The following is a 17807-nucleotide window of genomic DNA, read 5'->3' on the forward strand; positions in this document are numbered from 1 at the left end:
CTCAGCTAGGGTGAGCCCAACAAGTTTGTGGCCGATGGTCAGCACTGCACCTCCGGGTCCAATCCAGCAGCAGGTACTGGAGCCGAACAAGCTGCAGCAGCTGATGCTGGATGTGCCGTTGGATCACATCCTCGTAGCGGCGACAGCGAAGGCAACAGGCAAGACCTTCGGCATTGTGCTGCTGGTCATCAGGGACGCAAAGATCCTCAAGGATGAGTACCACTGCCTCATCACTCGTAGCACATTCCAAGCGCTTCAAGAGCTGCAGACGCTGCTCTACAAGTATCTGACGCTGGCCTACCCGGGCACCACATGGAACGCGGGAGAGAACACATTCCGCATTGGAGGCAAGTCAGCACCGTACGGCACATGTGAGCTGGCCTATTCCGCCAGCAGCCCTTTAGAGCAGATCAGGGCACAGAACAGGCTGCAGGGCCGCAGTAAGTGCGTGGCCATCCACGACGAAGTGGGTGTGATGCCTTCACCTGACTTCTACGACACCCTCGCCGGCATCATCAGAGCAAAGCCTGGGGTACAGACGCGGCAGGTGTTCCTGGCCAACCCCGGAGGCCCTGGGCATGTCTGGCTGAAGGAGAGGTTTGCGCTACCTGCTGGGCTGCCTGGGCCGATGCAGCCAAAGCGGTTCTGGAGCGCCACCTACGAGAAGTGGGTGGTGTTTGTCACGGCCAACGCCAGCATCAACCCGCACATCGACTGGGAGGCATACAAGCGCAACGTCGAGCTGATGGCCGGGGGAGACCCGGCGATGCTGGCGGCGCTGCTGGAGGGCCGGTGGGATCTGGACCTGGGCGGGTCGTTCTTCGCCAGCTGCTGGAGCCCGACGCGGTGCCGTGTGGACATCAGGCCCGGGCAGATCAACCTCAAGACGCACAGCCCCAGGGCCTTCGTGTGCGGCGACTTCGGCTACAGCGCCCCGAGCTGCTTCTTTTTGGTCGTCCCTGATCCGCCGTTCATCGACTGCCCGAAGGGAAGCCTGCTGCTGGCTGATGAGCTGTATCTGGCAGCGCCTGGTGCTGGTGGGCGTCGGGACTGGCGGCGGGGGCCGTGCCTGAGTTCAGCGGAGCAGGCAGGGGTGCTGCGGCAGTGGCTGCAGCGGTGGGGTGTGGAACCTGAGGATCTGAAGGTCCTGGCGGATGACGCGGTGTTCAACCGGACCGGCAGTGAGAAGGGATCAACGGCTGAGGACTTCAGGGCCGGCGGTGTGCGGCTGCTGCCGGCGGAGAAGGCACGCACCCCCATGAACGTGGGCCTGGCGATGCTGAGAAACAGACTGAAGGCCACCGGGGTGGATCACGAGCGCCCGTGGCTGATGTGGAGCGTGGCGTGCGAGGGCCTGGAGGCCACCATGCCGAGCCTGCCGACGCACCCCCGGGACGTGGAGGTGATCGCCGACGGCACTGGAATTGACCATGCCGTGGATGCGGTCAGGTACGCGGTGGCCTGGTATGGCAGCAGGTACACGAGTGGCTCCACGAACTACAGGGTCTGGTGATGGGGCTGCGTAACAGCCTCAACTGGTCCGACACCGCCCTGTTGGCCCAGCAGGAGGCCTTGGCCCGACTGGCTGAGCCTGGTATCCGTCAGCTCAACGAGAACCGCCGCAGAGAGGCCTTGAGGCTGCGTGAGCTGTGGAGTCCGCTGGCTCCTCGATGCTGCGTGCGGCTCACCGAGCAGGCCTCTCGCCGATTCTATGGAGAAATTGTCTGCCGGCCTTCTGGCGTTGTGCCCATCGACGGAATTCTGGAAAGAGTCGAGGGTGAGCACGGCCTGATCCGTATCTTCTGGGTCTACCGAGATATCACCGCCCGAGGGGGCAACAAACCCATCAGCGAGTTGGTCAGGGCTCACCGCTCAGAGATCGCAGCCAGGCAGCCGGAAGGGATCAGCGTGTGGGATGCCCGCGACATAGGGAGGGGGGCAGTTGCCCGTGCGGAGCGGCTCGAGCAGCCAAGCCCGACCCAGCCAAGCAACTACTGGTCGGACATCTGAACCAGCTGCTCAATGAATGTGCTCGGCGGGCCGCGGAAGTACCGAGCCGACAGAAGTTCTGGGAGTAGCTGGTAATTCGTAGCGCTCATCACTGGCTTTAGAATCAGGCTGTGAACAACCCAGACATGCCTGCAACCGGCAGCCACAGCAAGTGCGTCTTCGCCCTACGGCGCACTTCTGAGCGACAGGCTGTTGAGATCAAGCAGGAAACTGTTCTGAGTTACAAGCAGGCGCTGAGGTGGCCACGATGAGCGAATACGGTGAAGCTCTGGATCTCTACGTCAAAAGCCGAGAGCAGCTGGTCCTCGAAGCACTGGAGCCTGTGGTGGTCAATGCCATCGGGAAGCTGGAAGAGTTGATCGCCGCACTGCCTGGTGGCGATCTGGAGCGTGAATCGGCACTACAGCGACTGGTGGCAGTGAATGGGCCAGCCGAAGCCATATTGGCCCCCATCAATGATGCGCTGGCGAGTGAACTGAGCAGGGCCTTGGCGACATCAACGCCTGAAATCCGCCGCCGTGCTGCGGGGCGCCTGCCTGGCAGCCGCACCGATTTTCCGCAGCTGGATGCAGCGATGCTGCTGCGAGCGGTGGAAGTGGACGGCAAGAGCCTGGCGGACTGGACGAAGCGAACCAGCCCCTCCCGCTGGATGGAGCAGCTGCTCCGGCGGGTGGAGACCGCCACCAGGGCTGGCTGGGAGCGTGACCAACGCGCTCGTGCACTGGCCAGTGAAGCGGCCGCCGCCATCAGCGCCACCGTTCGCAATGCCTTGCAGGTCACCGTGGACAGCGCCTTCTGGCAGCACGCACAGACCCAGCAGGAGATCACCTGGCGCACCGCACCGTCAATGGTGCAGCCAAGGGCCTGGCAATGGGTGACAGCAGCTGATGAAGGGGTGTGTTCAATCTGTCGGCCACTGCATCTGCAGATAGCAGCTGATCGCACTGCCTTCCCACCGATCCCTGCTCATCCACGTTGCAGGTGCAATCTGGAGCCGCTGAGCTAGGGATGCTTGTGAAAGCCCCACACTCAAGGGGTAACAGTTTTAGTCAGAAGTCTTGATCTCACCCCCGAGAGCAGCAGCACGATCTGGCGTTCTGGATCGAGGGGTATTACAACCGCGAACGCCGCCATTCAACGATCGGCTACGTCAGTCCGATCGACTACGAGCAGCGGTTCATCGCGACCTCTACACTTGCTCCTGTGAACCCCTGATCAGTGTCCACGAAATCGGGGGAACCCCACAGTGCAGAAGTTGGTGGATAAGGTGCTGGCACTTATGGAGGCCAGTTCACCTGACGGGTGACTATTACGACCAGGCGCTCCTTGCAGGCAACTCAAACTCACTGGAGCTTCGCCCTCAGTGCCGCCCTTACGCGCTCGGCATACTTGTATATGTCACCAACAACATCTATCGGTACTTGCCTAGGCTCGGTTTCATCGAAAATCTCTACCTTCTTCTGTGAGCCATTAAAGTAAAGCCGTACAACGGCCTTCCAGCTATTCTGGTCAAGCAGTACATTGCAGTAGGTTTTGGTATCCTTCTCGGAGAGGCGGCTGGGATCAATCTCTGCGGCGCAGATAGCCCGTACAATGTAGAGGCCCTCCAGTTCCTCTGGCGTGGTGACGATGCCATCATCTGGTACTTGCTCTTCCTCGACTGGTGGGTGCTCCTCTGCAGTCTTCTCACGGGCCATGGCCTCGCTGAGGCGGTCATTGATCCGATCGTTGATGTAGAGCTTAACGGCATCGAGCACGATCGGCTTGAACTTTTCAAGTAGCTGGCCGCTGATCCGTTCAGCGGAATGGACACGCCGCGTCATCTCGCGCACCAACCATTCGCTGGGGTCTGTCAACTCGGCACGTATCTGCTCCTTGACGCCACGAAGGTACTTAAGCCTCTCAGCAGCAGAGAGCAGCTTGTCAAGGTCGAACATCGACTTGGAAAGCTGCTTGATCTGATCGAGCGGGGCACTGCGCAGATCGAACAGGTCGACTTCTGCAAAGGGCTTAGTGTCCATCTTATTCTTATCGTCCAAGTCGCTGAAGAACCTGAACAGACGCCCGTTGGTGAGGATTCCAATCCTTGCCCTGGTGGCATGAAAATACCGGGCGAGCTGCCCCATCTCGGCATCTTTTAGGTCAAGTGTGTAAGGCTTGGCTTCGACCAGGATCTTTGGCTCGCCGTTTTCCAGAACGGCATAGTCCACACGCTCACCCTGCTTGATGCCTGGCAGGTCTGCGGCGAATTCCGGCTTGACCTCCATCGGGTTGAAGATGTCGTAACCGAGTGCCTGCAGGAATGGGGCGATCAGGGCCATCTTTGTGGCCTCCTCGTTGGTGAGGCTCGGTCCTGCCTGCTGAGCACGTGCAGCGAGTGTCTGAAGGTGGTCGATCAGATCCATTTCCCGGGAGGTATTGCGAAAGAACAGAAGATTGACCCTCGTAGCTTGCACCTGCATCTCCCTTCACGCAATCTCTTTGGGTCTGGCTTAATCTCCTGTCGCGACGTGGGGCTTTTCATGCCGGGGCGCTCTTGATCCCTCGCTGCTCAGTTCTCCACAGGATCCAGCCCCGCAAGGACGGTGACGCTGCCCTGGCTACTCACCACCTCGACCCCATCGCTCCGCCGCGAGAAATGCCCGAGGTTCCGATCGGCTTTGCCCTGGCCGTCCTTGCTGAAGATCTCCACCGCGCCATTGTTCCAGAACACGTAAGTGCTGCGGTAGCCGTCAGCCCAACGCACGTTGTAGACGGTGTGGCCGTTGCTGTTGGTGAGGGCGCTGGCTTCGCAGGGCAGTTCCTTGGCGCTGGCATCGCGGTAGCTACGAAAGGTACAGGGCTCCCAAACAGATCCATCTCTAGAGCTAGCCGAAGAGGAGGGGCTAACTGTCTCCTGTGGTGGGAGCGGCCGCTCAGCGGCAGACCTCTCAGGGGGCTGGATCTCAGCGGGTGCACGAGCCTCCGTTTCATTGGTATCGCGGCGGCTCTCGGTCGTTGGTGCAAGATTCCTTTCTGGAGAGGAGGAATCACTGGTGTTCGTCACGCTCCTGTTCAGGGAGGCGAGCCCAACCGCCATCACCAAGAACCCCGTCAAAGAGCCCAGCAGAAAGGACCAAGGGACGCCCGGCCGCGTCAGGGGGGATGCTGGAAAACGACTAGTTGACGCTGAGGGACCAGGAGGAGGGCCTGGAGGCCTGTTGATGCGGCCAGGTGGCCCTTTTGAATCGGATGTCTCGAGAGATGGAGATGGTGGCTGGGGCGTGGGTTGGTCGAGCTCATGGAGCAGCTCTTCGGCGCGAGCGACGATGTCCTCGGGATCTCCCCGGCGCTCGCTCTGGCTCATGACTGAGTCTCCGAGATCCTCAACAGGCGGCTGAGCAGATCCTGCTGGACCCGCAGTTGAGAGCGAAGCTCGTTGAGCTCGCTCTCCTGCCGGGTCATCTGCTGGCTCACCCGACGCTCGAGATTTTCCAGCCGGCGCAGGAGCATCGTCTGCTTCTCCTGTTCGGGGAAAGGACGATGGCGGGGCACCATCTGGCCTGGACTGAACAGAGTCCACCGTTGACCTCGCACCACCGGCTTGAAGACTGGGAGCGACTGCAACACCAGATCCTGTGGCCCCTCCAGGCCTTCGGGCCTGGGGAAGATCTGATGGAAGGACTCGCTCTCCAACAACCAAGACGGAGGATCAGCCTGAACCCAGACGACTGCGTCACCACTGGTGAGCTCGCAGAGTTGGAACACCGAGTCGGTCTCTGCCACGGTGAGGCGAAGGCCGCGCTGAGCAGTGGGGGTGAGCTCTGCCGGAGCCTGGTAGGCCGCCAGAGCCTGAGGGGAACGGCGCACCAGCCGGGTGAGCAGGAGCTCATCCACTGGCCATGGCCTTCGGGCCGGAGATTCGCCGGGCGGACCCAGCGGTGGAGCGGGCAGGGCCGTATGGGCCTGAAGCTGCTCGATGTCTCGCTCCAGTTGCAGCAGGCGATCGAGAGGTGAGGGTGTAGCGGCCATCTCAACGGTCCTCCTGACGCGTGAAGCGAAGCTCGATGCGACGCCGCTCAGCTCGATCCTTCGTGTCGGCGGGAGCATAACGACCATCCGCAGCGATCAGGCTACCGGCGGAATAGGGGCGGATGATCAACCCCTGCTTGCCATTGGGATCAAGCCTGGCCCTGAGCTCATGGGCAACCGCTAGGGCGCGGAGCAGCCCTAAATCCGTGTTCGAGCCTGCATTAAAGCCGCTGAGAGCGGAGGAGCTACTGGCCTTCGGCATCAGCAGATCGAGGTTGCTCATCCCTGGCGAGGGCTGACCATCGGTGTGGCCTATGACTTCTACGCTGTCGATTCGGTACTTCTTGATGATCTCGCGGATTTCCGGCAAACGGCGATCCAGGGCTCTTCTGAAGTCGGGACCGAGCACATAGCTGCCTGTGGTGAAGCGAAAGGACTCCCGCTCCGTCAGGGGGACGAGGGGTGGTTTTTCATTACTGGCCCGAGCCAGGGCAGCGACGGCCACGGTCAGCAGAAGGATTAGAAGGCTGTTGCTGAGCAGATCGGTGTAACCGATCCAATAATTCGTGTCGCTGTCTCGGGAGCGCCGGCTAGAGCGAGCCATCATCAACGGCCTCTATCAGCATCTCGGCCATCGAGCCGCGCAAGGGATGCCAGGTTGAGAAGGCGGGACTCCAGATCCCCGAGTAGTTGGACAAGCCCCTGGCTTAGGTTCTGGGCGTAAAGGGTCGGCTGATCAAGTTGAGCCAGCGCGGATCGCTGGGTGTCGATCGCAGCACCAAGATCCTGCTGCAACTGGTTAGTCAGTTGCTCGATGGTCTCGCGGGCATGCTTGCTGCGCTCGGCCAGCAAGGCGTCATCCTCGAGCTTGGCGTTCTGCACAGTGGTCACGAAGGCGCTGGTGAGGTCATCGAGACGCACCACATTGCGGTTCCAGTTGCTGAGCGCGGTCTCAAGGGCAGAGGCGAACACCTGGCAGCTTTCGGCAACGGAGGCATCGGCGGCTAGGCGAGCGCGGACGGATTCGGCAACCTCCAGCGCAAGTTTGCGATCGCGCATGACCTCCAGGCGGGCTTCTCGGAGCTGCTTACTGGATTCAACAGCAGACTGGTTGCTCTGGTCCAGAGACATGCTCGCCTGCTGCAGGGACTGGATCTCCTTCTGAATCTGCTGGCTGGCCAGTCGGCAGGACTGCAGTTCTGTCTCCGCGGTCTTGGCGAGCAGCTTCCACTCCGCCTGGGTGGACATCAGTGAATCTCGCACATCGACAAGGCGAGCACTGAGGCCATCTGAGCTGGCTGTGATCTGTTCCTGTGACTCCTGCAGGCTCTGCACCGATTGCTGCAGGGTCGTGGCGAAGTCGGTGTCGCGAAAGGCCTGGGCGGCCTGCACGAAATCCTGCCCGCTCTCGTTGAAGGCGTTGGCCACGCTTCCCAGCTGTCGAACGGCAATCTGGGCCTGGGAGGTCAGGCTGGTATTCACGTCGAAGATCTCCTTAAGCTTGGCGGAAAAGGCATCCTTCATGGCCGACTCGACCGCGTTATAGACGGCCAGGGGCAGGTCGCCAGCTGACTTATTTAAGTCCTGAATCGACTTGCGCAGGGGAGCCATCACCTTGCTGTCGAGCTGCTGGGGAAGCACGGTCTCCAGCCAGCTGCTCAGCAGTGCTTCGCAGCGCTCCAGGCAGTTCCTGGTGCCGACGATCTGCGTCCAGATCAGCACCAGCAAACTCAGAAACAGACCCAGCAGGCTCGTCTGAAATGCAGCCCCCATGGGTGCAACTATGCCTGAGAGGGCTGTCATTGTTTCTTCCGTGCTGGCATTCTTCGCCAGGGCTCCAGCAATCTCGCTCAGGCCGATAGTCAGGCCTGCAAAGGTACCCAGAAGGCCCAGGGAGATCAGGATGCCCGGGGCCTGCCGCAGCCAGCTCTGGGCCGACGCAGCTGTGATCTGACGGAAGACGAAGGGCAGGGAGATGGTCTCGATCTCGCCGGCGCTGAATTCGGCCGCATCGACCTGATCGACATGAGACAGCAACGCGATGTAACGGTTCTTGATTCGCTCAAGGCGATCACCAAGCTCCGGAGCTTCCGAGTCGTCCTGGTGGAGCTGGGCCAGCCTGGCCGCCAGCGGCATGGTCAGACGCGCCAGCTGGCCGGAAAGGCCAATCGCCACGAATGCCACCGCCACCATCAAAAGCAGGATCACGACTTTCGAGAGGTTGATAAGAACATCCATCAGGCTGAAGGGGGCGACAAAATCTGGTCGTGTTGTGTGACTGATATAGTAGATGTTTGCCCTCCACCATGCCTAAATCGATTGGTCAGCGCTGGCTGCGCTGACGCCTCAAGCAACGCCACAGGCTTTTGTTAGGATGAGTTACCAAGGGGGGGGCTCGGTAAGGACGCCGACCATGGAAGAAAGCAAGATTGTCGAATCTCTCAAGTTCCTGCTGAGCAGCGTCAAAAAGCTCAGTGACAGCTTCATTACCACCGAGAAGAAGCTCACACGCAGTTTCGACAACGTCGCTGCTGATGTGGTTGATCTCCAAGAGCGCATTGAGTGGCTGGAGAAACAACTGGTCGATCTCAGTGATGGCGCCCTGGTATCTTCTCGCACGCAGATGACACCAGGGTTGCCCGTGCGCCCTGGTAGTGAAGAGCGAGTCGTGCCGGCTATCAATCTGCCCCTGGAGGACATTCTTGATGTGTATGCGAGCACGCCGGCTCTGCTGGAACCCTTCAGTCGTCCCTGCAGCGTCAGTGCACGTACCCTCAGCGGTGAGATCGAGGAGGTGGAGCTGGAGATGTTTGTGCAGGGCACCACCTGGGCGCTGGAAGCCCTGGATGGGGTTTGGCTGCTGGTGCCCCGGCCGGGAACACTGGAGCGCAGAACGCAACTGGAATCCCTGGAGCGGCTCTACGCCATCGAAGGGGTAAAGGAATTGCCAGCCTTGCTGCAGCTCATCGAACCGGCCAGTGCCATGGTGGTGGTGCATGGGCGGCGCTGGCAGCTCAGGCAGAAGGGGCTCTTGAGCGTGAACCCCGATCCCCTCAGGGTCAGCACCGCTGAGAGATTGGCCAACCTGGAACGTCGCATCGCCAGGCTGGAAGGGACAACCGGCTGAATCAGGACGGTACCAGCACAACCCCTTTGTTGATGACCTCCCAAACCCCCTCGCGGATCTCCTGAACTTCGGCCGGTTCCCTCAGTTCAGCTGAGGACGTTGAGGCGCTCTCCTCGTACTCAAATATCCCCTTCTGAGGTTTGTTCGTCGTGAAACCGCAGAGGGTCTGAGCAGTGGGGCAGATCCAGTTCTTGCTTCCACGCTCAATCAGAAGATAGCTCCCACCCCCAGGGACATTGTGCAACTGGGTGTTGAAGATCGATGTGCCACGCGTCAAGGCATCCTCGGATTCCTGTGTGATATTGAGTTCTGCCTTGGTCATACTCCTGATGCGACTTCTGTCGTTGCTCAGCACGGCTGAGGTATAAGCAGCAGTCACCTCATCGGCATGGGAGACCGGCGGGGGTGGTACCGGAAGGAGAGAATCGATATGTGATGACTGAGATTCAGTAGGTGACGGAGTAGAAGGGAATGTGCTTTGGACTAGATAATGTTGCCTGAGCAACTGTAGTTGTTTGGCCAGATTGGCAATTCTGTCTTGTTGCTCTCCGAGTTCTCTCTTGTAGGTTTCTTCTTGGAGAGAGATCTTCAGCGCCACTTCACCTGCCTTCTGCTCGTGCCAGGTCATCAGCTTCTTGAGAGCAACCAAACCGTCAGGGGAGTGCATCATATTTCGTACGTTTTCATCAAGCTTTTTCAACCGCCGTCTTGCGTCTACTCGACTTGGACGAAGGACATACCAGTCCAAAGCCAAAGCACTCATTCCAGACAGCAGGCCAAGTCCTGCGATGACTTTCCAGGTGATGTCCCAGGCATCAACTGAGTGTCGGACCGCAGGGGGCTGAACGGCAGGCAGTGGCGGTTGGTTCTCACTCTGCTCCGGGAAGGGTGTATCAGGATCAGCGGGGGGGGGAGAGTTCTCATTCTGCGCCAGGGCAGGAAGTGCAAGGGCTATCAACATCGCCGTGGCTCCAGCCAGAATCAGCCGCAGAGGCGAGGGGGGAACTTGGAGCTTCAAGGGCTGCATGGTGCAAGGGGAAATGCCAGATGGGGGATGTTCAGAAACGCTCTGCCCACTGCCGGGCAAGGGTGTTGATCAGGGCGCGCAGTCCGATTACGAAACCAGGTTCCGGCTCAAGATCGCTGATCTCCTGGTTGAGCTTCTCGAGGCAGATGGCGCGCGCCTGGATCTCCACCTCATCCCAGAGCTTGTCGAGGGAGATGAGCGTGCGGATGGGCAGGAGGCTGTTGATTCGTGAGGCTTTAAGAGCATCATCGTAGTTGCTCACAAACCGACGCAATTCTGTGAGACTACCCAGCTCGTAGCTTTCAACAGACGTGGGTTTATCATCCTTGTCTTCATCAGTCTTGGCTTCATCCGGGAAGTCAATGCGATCCAGTGGTCCAAAGACCTTGCCATTGATAGCCAGCTCCTCACCAGTGATCATGGGGTCTTTTCTGGGGTCAAAGTCACCCGTCAGGTTGACTCCTTTGCTGATCAGGCCGCAAGCCGTCTCATCTTTGAAGGCATTGGAGAGTGTTGTGTCGGCAGGTCCCTGGCGACTATCGGGAAATCCTGAGCTCATGCGTTGCAGTTCCTCCATCAAGGTGTCGGCATCGCAGCCTGTGGAGAAGGCCCCACTCTCATCCAGCCAGTTGATGAAACGGGCGCCATTGCCCCCCAGGTAGACCGGAACTGGAGCCTGTCTTTGCAGGCGGCCCTCCCTCGCCAGGGCTTTGAGAACCAATCCGAGGTAGTGGTATATCCCACCAAAACTCACTGCCATCAGGCTCACGAAGGCCAACAGCTGCTTGTCCTGCTCGGCCCGATGAATGGGCATGCGATCCCGCAGCAGCTCATCGGACGCGTAGCGCAGACAATTGTCCAGCCAGCTGTTGAAATTTGGATCCTGGCGAAGCTTGGCATCGTCGTCAGTGATGTCTCCGGTGATTCCGGGGGCAAACAGAAAGCGGATGAAGGACGGCTTTGATTGAAGAATGCTTGTGCATATGTTGCGTCCGGCGAATGGGATGGAGACCTGGTGCAGCAGAGCATTCTCCTGCCAGATGCTGATGTCGGTGGTACCGCCGCCCACATCCAGGCAAGCGGTGTGAACCATCTGACGAGCGAGATAGTTGCCGAAATAACTGGCGAAGGCCACGGCCTCGGTTTGCAGGCCTCCTTCGCCACCATCCTCCAACAGTTGATGCCTCAGCCCAGTCAGGGTTGTCAGGTCCTGGCAGAGGTCTCCCCACAGGCGCCGGTAGTTGCGCGCTTCATTCGGAGAAAAAGCGCTGGGGTACGACACCGACCAGTTCACTTCCGCCGCGCCACCTGTGGCGGCATTGCTGCTAATCAGCAGAGCCAGTTCCTTAAGGAAGGGCCTCTGGTAGTTCGGCTGGCGCCACTTGAATCCCGTGTGCACGCCAGCTCCCCGTAGCGCCAAGGTATTGGTGCTGGGCCATTGAACCCGGGCCTGGTGGTAGAGCTCGGGAACCTTCCCTCTGACCTCCTGCCAGCCGTGGGTGTTCAGGGCGGTTGAGGTCGGGGGATTGGAATCCTTGGGAAGCAGTGTCTCCGGGATGAAGAACTTGTAGAGCAGGTTCAGCTGGGTCTCTTTCTGAGCCAGCATCAGGGGAATGACGCGAGTCTCCAGGGGTTTGCGGGCCGGTCCTGAGCCATCGTTGATGAAGAAGTTGGTGAAGGAGGTGCCGAAGTCGATCCCCACGCGCCAGGCCGCTGATGCGTTTCCCGGCGGGGGAGGAGGATTGACCGGGATCAGACCGCATACCTGGCTCCTCTCAATCAACTTGATCAGGTCGGGGAAGCGCTGGCAGGTGAAGTACTTGACGTTTTCCTGCGCTTCGCGGCCCGTGTTGAGCTCATAGTCGCTGAAGCCATCAACGGTAAGGCCCGTGCTGCTGTCCTCGCAGAAGATATAGAAGCTCTTCCAGCTCATGTCGGGGATGTTCGGCCAGAGCATGATTACTGGCAGATCCTGATCGATTAGGTTCTGCTCCTTGATCGGGAAGGAACGGCTGATCGGGTAAAGATCTCGTTGGCCCTTGAGTGGCAGCATCAGCGTCACGTTGATCGCCATGCCTCCGCCGGTCTGCACCACCCTCAGGGTGCAACTCCTGGAAAGTTCGACGCTGCTGAACAGCTCGCGCATTCGCTCCTGAAGTGGCAGCAGTGGCGTGACGGCACTGCCGTTCACCAGCGGCTGTCCTTCCAGGTGACTCGGCAACCAAGAATTGACAAGCGCCGATTCTCCAGGCAGCAGGTAGAGCTCCGGCAGGAAGATGTCATCGGGCGTGAGGACTTCGATCTTGCCGCCATAGAGCCGCAGGAGCTGGTCTTTGGCGAATCCCACCGATTCAAGTGTCGCCGCTTCATAAAGCGTGATTTCGTTGGCAGGAAGCCCCAGACGATTGGGCATCTCCGGATCGAGCAGGATCACCGGGCGACTTTGGGGGGGAGACTGCGGCAGGGGGCGTTCCCGGCGATCCCCCAGTGCCAGCTCGGCGTTGCTAGGGCTGGCCCCCCCTTTGGCGGCCCGCTTCAGTAGTGACACTGCCGTGGGGCGCGGCGGCAGGCTGGCGATCGGGTTGTCGGAGAGAATGGGGTCGAAGACCCCGTTGGTGCTGAGCCGCTGCATAAAGCCGCTCAACACCTCGGCCATCTGGGAGACCGTCGTCTGACTGTGGAGGTCAGGGGCTGTGAGAATGCCCTGGCTCACATGGCTGAGCCAACCAGCCAGCGCCTGACGGTGCTGGGCTCCCAGGAAGCTGGTGGGGACGCGGAAGCGGCCTTCAGCTGTCCACTTCATACCCGGAATCGAGGCGGACAGATGGACCGCCGGACAGAGCACCGTGGTCGGTGAAGTGAAGCCGATCACCACCCCGTTCACCCTGAGAACGTGCAGGATCTCCCAGGGGTTGCTGCCATCTGACAGCGCGAAGAGCGCTTTATCGCCGTTGGGTGTTGATCCGAACAGGCTGCGGGCGAAGGGGCCCACAGCTTCGTCCTGCCTCCCTATGTGCTCCGCCAGAGCTACCCGCTCCGCCTCCAGCTTGAGGCCATACATCTCCCACAGGGCCACGGTGGCGAAGCAGCCGAAGAGTTCCTCAAGCAGGGCTGCGCGGGTTGGATAGCGGGGATTGAGCACCGCCTGCTCGAACTGCAGCGCCCGCGACCAGGGGGAGGGCAGGGAATTCACTCGGCTGCTCGCCACCTCGTAAACGAGGCTGTTGGCAATGGTGCCAAGGGTCTGCTGGTCGCGGCCCTGCCACTCACCCGAGCGTGAGCCGCCCGCCAAGGGCGGGTCGGTTTTGGGGAACCAGGGGAACTGAAGGATGTTTTCTGAGGTGTTGTCAGGAGCCATGGCGGCGGTTGTGGTGGTGGGGAGTCAGAAGCTGAGAGACCAGAGGGTGTCGGCCAGGCCTGCCACACCGTTATGGGGAATCTCCTTGGGAGACAGCTTGTCCATACGGACCTTGATGTCCTCGGCCATGTCCTGACGCTCCTCCTTCGTTGGTCGCGCTGAACCTCTTACGACTCGGCTCAGGGCGTTCTCATAGCTGGGATTGCGCTGAAGCAGGCTGGGGGTGAAAAGCTCCTGGTTGAAGCCCTCGCCCGTGTTGCTGCTGAACTGGTTGAGCCATTGCAGCAGGGTTTCGCTGTAAGCGTCGATCGCCGACTTGAGGTTCAGTTCCTCAGTGCTACGGATGCTGGGGCGGCCTCCCTGGGTGCCCGTGGCCTTGCCGCTCGGTTGAAAGAACTGACGCGCCCAGGGTGCCCCACTGAGGAAAGCGCCCATTGACAGCTTCTGGGCCGTATCAAGTTCGAGACTGAAGTTGTTCAGCCAGGCCACCGCGAAACGGGCGCCGCGTGAGAGCCCCTGGCCGACGGCCTCATTGTCGGGAATGTCGTTCCAGCTGATCTGGTTGGGTGCGGCACGGCTGAGCACATAGGCATAGGCGTCCTCAGCTACCGGCTGCAGGCTGTGGCGCAACCCCAGCGCCGCAAGCAACTCCACCACATGGGCGGCATTGCTCTGGGAGCGGCCACCGATGCTGAAGCCGTAGCGGGCCTTGATGTCGCTGCCGATCAGGTACACATGATCGAAGCAGGTGGTGCCGCTGCTGCGTAGATACTGCAGGGCGGCATCGGTGTTGAGCTGGAAGTTGCGGGCTTCGGCATGGACGCCGGTGCCCTCCTGGCCCTGGCCCTCGAAATCGAAGTAGGGCAGCAGCAGCGAGGCGTTGACGTGGACGCTGGTAAGGCCGAGCTCCCCGAGCCAGGACTTGAGCATCTGCCCGAGTGTGGGCACTCCCGAGGCTCCCGTTCCTCCGAAGACGCTGCCGAAGAGGTGGATGGTCGGAGCTTCCCCAGCACCGGCTGCAGCCTGGATATCACTGAGCATCTGTTGCCACTGCCCGGTCTGAGCTTCGCTGGCGAGGCTGACGCGGCTCATCACCGCCGAGCCGATCGGCGGTCGTCCACGGAAGCCCACGTCCAGTTCAGCGCTCTGTTCCTCCGGTGGGAACAAGCAGTCGAACAGCGCCGCAAGGCCACTGGCCTGGGTGCGGAGCACCGCCTTGGGGAACACCTGATCGAGGCTGATGGCCCCCGACGCCGTGCTCAGGGGGCTCCAAGTGCCGTAGTTGCGCAGCTCTCCGCGGGCGAAGCTCTCAGCCTTGTTTCCCAACAGGGCCCGCATCTTGTCGTAGCGGACGATGGCCGTCTGGGCGCGGGCCAGGAGTGTGCTCTGTTGATCGGGTTCGACCAGGAAGGTGCCTAGGCGGAGTGGCTGGCCGGTACCGGACTGCAGGAGACCGCAGGCATGGAGATGGCAGAGGGCTTCCAGACACTTGGCCCCGCTGCCTCCCACACCGATGGCGAACAGGCTCATCTCAGCGCCCTCCCAGCAGACGGACGGCACCCGGCACCACGAACCTGTAGGTGCGGGGCGAGGCCAGCAGGGTGGGTAGCCAGAACAGGATCAGCACGTTGAATACCACGAAGACCATCACCAACAACCAGCCTCCTGGCGGCAAGGGGTAATAGTTCACCCCGCTCCCCTCGACTGGTGATGTCACCTGGATCTGCCAGATGAGCACAGTGAATAACAGCTGATAGAACCACCCCAGCAAGACCAGCAGGATAGTGGAGATCCACCATAGCGGCTGCATTCTCCTTACTTCAGCGCCATTGCGGGGCTTCCCGTTCCAGGTGATGAAGATCCAGATGAACAGGGCGGTGATGCAGCTGAACCAGAGCACGGTGAAGGATGGACTGCTGACCTGGGGCAGGAACACATTTAGGTCCTGACCCAGCAGAGCAGAGAAGACGTTGAGGAAGAGCAAGTTCTGGATTATGAAAACCCAGAGGATGCCAAAAGCAAAGGTGACCCCAAGCCAGATGTACTGAGTGGATCGCATCGAGGAGAGGATTCAGCTGTGTTGGTAGGCGACACATAGCGCAGCGGCAGGGGCGCTTGGGGTATCCGCCGCGATCTGCTGGCCCAGGGTTGTCATGAGCAGCAACAGACCTTCGGTCTGCTCCTTAGCGCCGGAGCGTTTGGGGTCGGTGCGGTCCCACTCAAGCCACCATTGATCCGGCAGGCTGCCGCGGGGAATTGTGGCCCGCAGCAGGCCGGAGGGTGCCGAACTGGTGATTTCGAGTTCTAGTCGTACGTTCGTGCCGGCCACACTCATGCTCCTGAGGCGAATCCCCCCGGGGTCGGTGGACCCACTCGGGGTGAGGGGGATGCGCTCGAGCCGCACCAGGCCTAGGTCAGGCCGGCTTGTGCCCCCAGTCCAGGGAGTGATCGTGGCCATAACGAGTCCGGTGGCCCCCGGATTCAGCCGAACGAACCCGTAGTCAGTGTTGTTGCTTGGCGAGTAGGTGATGTTCTCCAGGCGCACTGGGATCCCCGAGGCGCCCTTACTAGTGGGGGTTGCTGCCGCCGACTTGACCATCAGAGGTTGGGGCCCTGACTTGCCGCCAAGGAACGAGATTTCCTTGGTCGTCGTGCCCTTCTGGGCCATGGTCTTCTGGATCTCCGAAAGCAAGGATCGCACCTGTTCGGGCTTGCCTGTGGCGAGGAGGTAGAGGGGGCGGTTGAGTTTTCCGGTGTGGATGTTGACCCCCTGCGCATCGAAGACCTGCCCCTCGAAGGGAAGCTTCAGGGCCAGAACCCCTGCAGATGCGCCCTTGGCAAGATCCTTGCGGATGGCACCAATGAGGCTCGAGATGTCGCTCTGGTTCACCTCCAGGTCGCTCACCAGAAGTCTCAGGGGCGTAGCACCCTCTGCAGGCTGAACATCCCAAAGGGTCTGGAGGCTGGAGGCTACCGCCGGGTAGCCGCCGCAGCCCTTGAAGAAGCAGGGATCGGTGGCCTGCGTCACACGATCGGCACCGAGGTCCTGGGCCGAGCCAGCTCCGATGCGGAAGACCCGTGGGGAAAGCCCCTGGGTCCTCGCGGAGAGATTCACGGCTTGGAGCAGGTTGCGCCAGCTGGTGGCATCGGCCGCGGTGGAATGACCGAGCATCGAGCCACTCCCATCGATGCCGATCAATACCTCGGAGGATGTCCTGAGGTTGCCCTTGGAGGCCTCAACGTTCTTCCCTGGTTCAGCTATACCGCGGTTGACACAGTCAGGTAATTCGGGAGTGCAGCCCAGCAACATCGCCAATGAAAGCAGTGCCAGGGTGACTGGATATGGTGTGACTCTCATGTGACCACGCCCTCGGGATCAGGTAGACGCAGTTCGTATGTCCCCGAACTCCACGGCCACAACCTAGCCCCCACTGAGACAGACTCCATTCTGGGATGGAACGGCTCGACTTGGTCGGGTTGGGAAATGGAGCAAACGTCTAAAGGATGCACAATGCCAAAAGTCGAAACATTTGAACGCCAGCTTCTCTGTGATAGCAGAGATCGTCGCCCTCGAGAGATCCCCACCTGTCTAGATCCTCTTCCCTCAAAAGCAAGACTTTCGCACGCTTCCCCATCTCCATTTCCGTCGAGATAGTTATGGCCCTGTCGCAACAGCTCCTGAGCACGGGCATATGAGCCTATCTCACTGCAGCGGTAGCGGCGACCACCAGGGGTAGTGCTATTAGGCATCGTGACGCCTCGTCGGCTGCGGCGGAAGTCCCAAGGTCTGGTGATTCCCCCGGGCACCTGCCACACCCCATGTCGGCGACGGGAGGCTCGGTCCTCAGCTTCGAGGTAGGCCTTGGCGTCGCACTTTCCCAGGTACTTCCGGTAGGCGAAGGCCTGACCATTTTCCACGAGAGCCCTGTTGATGTTCACCTCTCCGATCACCTCCGCCACAGTGCGGCCGTAGCGATCGACCGCTTGCGGCTTGAGTGTCACAGTAGACCCAACCCGAAGGCGTTTCTGCAAGTAGCTGCGGGCACTTGCGCCAAAGGGGGCCTGGGCCATCTCAGGTGCATCGATGCAGCCCAGGCGAATTGTCATAGTCTGCTGGCCCTGCTGCACCCGGATGGTGTCCCCGTCACCGATGGAGATGACTCTGGCTTTGTTACCAGAAGAGTACGGAGCGCATCCGATGGTGGTCATCGAGGCAATCAATGTAAATCCAAAGATCGTGGGGAGTCGCATTCACCCAGTGTCTCCCTCCCATA

Annotated in this window: 16 protein-coding genes; 5 read left to right on the forward strand and 11 right to left on the reverse strand. The window is 60.5% G+C overall.

What is annotated here, in order from left to right; all coding sequences use genetic code 11:
- Nucleotides 1-34 precede the first annotated feature (34 nt).
- The 4 genes from FPZ61_RS09180 to FPZ61_RS15885 all read left to right on the forward strand — a co-directional run bounded on the left by FPZ61_RS09180 (nucleotide 35) and on the right by FPZ61_RS15885 (nucleotide 3225).
- The gene (locus FPZ61_RS09180) at nucleotides 35-1513 is read left to right on the forward strand and encodes a hypothetical protein (RefSeq protein ID WP_185474808.1); all 1479 of its coding nucleotides are present in this window, start codon (nucleotides 35-37) and stop codon (nucleotides 1511-1513) included.
- Nucleotides 1513-2010 carry a hypothetical protein gene (locus FPZ61_RS09185; RefSeq protein ID WP_185464671.1) on the forward strand — a complete coding sequence of 166 codons (498 nt, stop codon included), beginning with the start codon at nucleotides 1513-1515 and terminating at the stop codon, nucleotides 2008-2010. The genes FPZ61_RS09180 and FPZ61_RS09185 overlap by 1 nt, the downstream gene beginning before the upstream one ends.
- A 247-nt stretch (nucleotides 2011-2257) precedes the next feature.
- A complete protein-coding gene (locus FPZ61_RS09190) occupies nucleotides 2258-3016 on the forward strand; it encodes a hypothetical protein (protein WP_185464670.1) in 759 nt (252 codons plus the stop codon).
- Nucleotides 3017-3111: 95 nt separating this feature from the next.
- The gene (locus FPZ61_RS15885; protein ID WP_370594281.1) at nucleotides 3112-3225 is read left to right on the forward strand and encodes an IS3 family transposase; all 114 of its coding nucleotides are present in this window, start codon (nucleotides 3112-3114) and stop codon (nucleotides 3223-3225) included.
- A gap of 128 nt (nucleotides 3226-3353) precedes the next feature.
- On the opposite strand, the gene FPZ61_RS09195 is transcribed toward FPZ61_RS15885, so the two are convergent.
- The 5 genes from FPZ61_RS09195 to FPZ61_RS09215 form a co-directional block, all read right to left on the reverse strand.
- Nucleotides 3354-4415 (reverse strand): type I restriction endonuclease, encoded by a 1062-nt coding sequence (locus tag FPZ61_RS09195; RefSeq protein ID WP_185464669.1) that lies wholly within the window; start codon nucleotides 4413-4415, stop codon nucleotides 3354-3356.
- 146 nt (nucleotides 4416-4561) lie between these two features.
- The gene (locus FPZ61_RS09200) at nucleotides 4562-4756 is read right to left on the reverse strand and encodes a hypothetical protein (protein WP_185464668.1); all 195 of its coding nucleotides are present in this window, start codon (nucleotides 4754-4756) and stop codon (nucleotides 4562-4564) included.
- A gap of 596 nt (nucleotides 4757-5352) precedes the next feature.
- Complete coding sequence (locus FPZ61_RS09205; protein ID WP_185464667.1) at nucleotides 5353-6021, reverse strand: hypothetical protein; 669 nt, start codon at nucleotides 6019-6021, stop codon at nucleotides 5353-5355.
- A 1-nt stretch (nucleotide 6022) separates the two neighbouring features.
- On the reverse strand, nucleotides 6023-6526 hold the full coding sequence (locus FPZ61_RS09210) for a flagellar motor protein (protein ID WP_185464666.1): 504 nt from the start codon (nucleotides 6524-6526) through the stop codon (nucleotides 6023-6025).
- Nucleotides 6527-6627: 101 nt separating this feature from the next.
- Nucleotides 6628-8229: a hypothetical protein gene (locus FPZ61_RS09215; RefSeq protein ID WP_185474809.1), complete on the reverse strand. Its 1602-nt coding sequence runs from the start codon at nucleotides 8227-8229 to the stop codon at nucleotides 6628-6630.
- A 205-nt stretch (nucleotides 8230-8434) separates the two neighbouring features.
- On the opposite strand from FPZ61_RS09215, the gene FPZ61_RS09220 reads away from it, so the two are divergent.
- Nucleotides 8435-9148, forward strand: a complete 714-nt coding sequence (locus FPZ61_RS09220; RefSeq protein WP_185464664.1) for a hypothetical protein — start codon at nucleotides 8435-8437, stop codon at nucleotides 9146-9148.
- 1 nt (nucleotide 9149) lies between these two features.
- Here the strand turns inward: FPZ61_RS09220 and FPZ61_RS09225 are convergent, their stop codons facing one another.
- The 6 genes from FPZ61_RS09225 to FPZ61_RS09250 all read right to left on the reverse strand — a co-directional run bounded on the left by FPZ61_RS09225 (nucleotide 9150) and on the right by FPZ61_RS09250 (nucleotide 17784).
- Complete coding sequence (locus tag FPZ61_RS09225) at nucleotides 9150-10109, reverse strand: hypothetical protein (RefSeq protein WP_185474810.1); 960 nt, start codon at nucleotides 10107-10109, stop codon at nucleotides 9150-9152.
- A gap of 97 nt (nucleotides 10110-10206) precedes the next feature.
- Complete coding sequence (locus FPZ61_RS09230; protein ID WP_185474811.1) at nucleotides 10207-12831, reverse strand: hypothetical protein; 2625 nt, start codon at nucleotides 12829-12831, stop codon at nucleotides 10207-10209.
- Nucleotides 12832-13557: 726 nt separating this feature from the next.
- Nucleotides 13558-15063 (reverse strand): hypothetical protein, encoded by a 1506-nt coding sequence (locus tag FPZ61_RS09235; protein WP_185464661.1) that lies wholly within the window; start codon nucleotides 15061-15063, stop codon nucleotides 13558-13560.
- A gap of 1 nt (nucleotide 15064) precedes the next feature.
- A complete protein-coding gene (locus FPZ61_RS09240) occupies nucleotides 15065-15592 on the reverse strand; it encodes a hypothetical protein (RefSeq protein ID WP_185464660.1) in 528 nt (175 codons plus the stop codon).
- A gap of 12 nt (nucleotides 15593-15604) precedes the next feature.
- The gene (locus FPZ61_RS09245; protein WP_185474812.1) at nucleotides 15605-16891 is read right to left on the reverse strand and encodes a hypothetical protein; all 1287 of its coding nucleotides are present in this window, start codon (nucleotides 16889-16891) and stop codon (nucleotides 15605-15607) included.
- Complete coding sequence (locus FPZ61_RS09250) at nucleotides 16888-17784, reverse strand: thermonuclease family protein (RefSeq protein WP_185464658.1); 897 nt, start codon at nucleotides 17782-17784, stop codon at nucleotides 16888-16890. Before FPZ61_RS09250 ends, FPZ61_RS09245 begins: the two co-directional genes overlap by 4 nt.
- Nucleotides 17785-17807 lie beyond the last annotated feature (23 nt).

The sequence above is a fragment of the Synechococcus sp. BSA11S genome (assembly GCF_014224355.1).
GTDB lineage: Bacteria > Cyanobacteriota > Cyanobacteriia > PCC-6307 > Cyanobiaceae > Regnicoccus_A.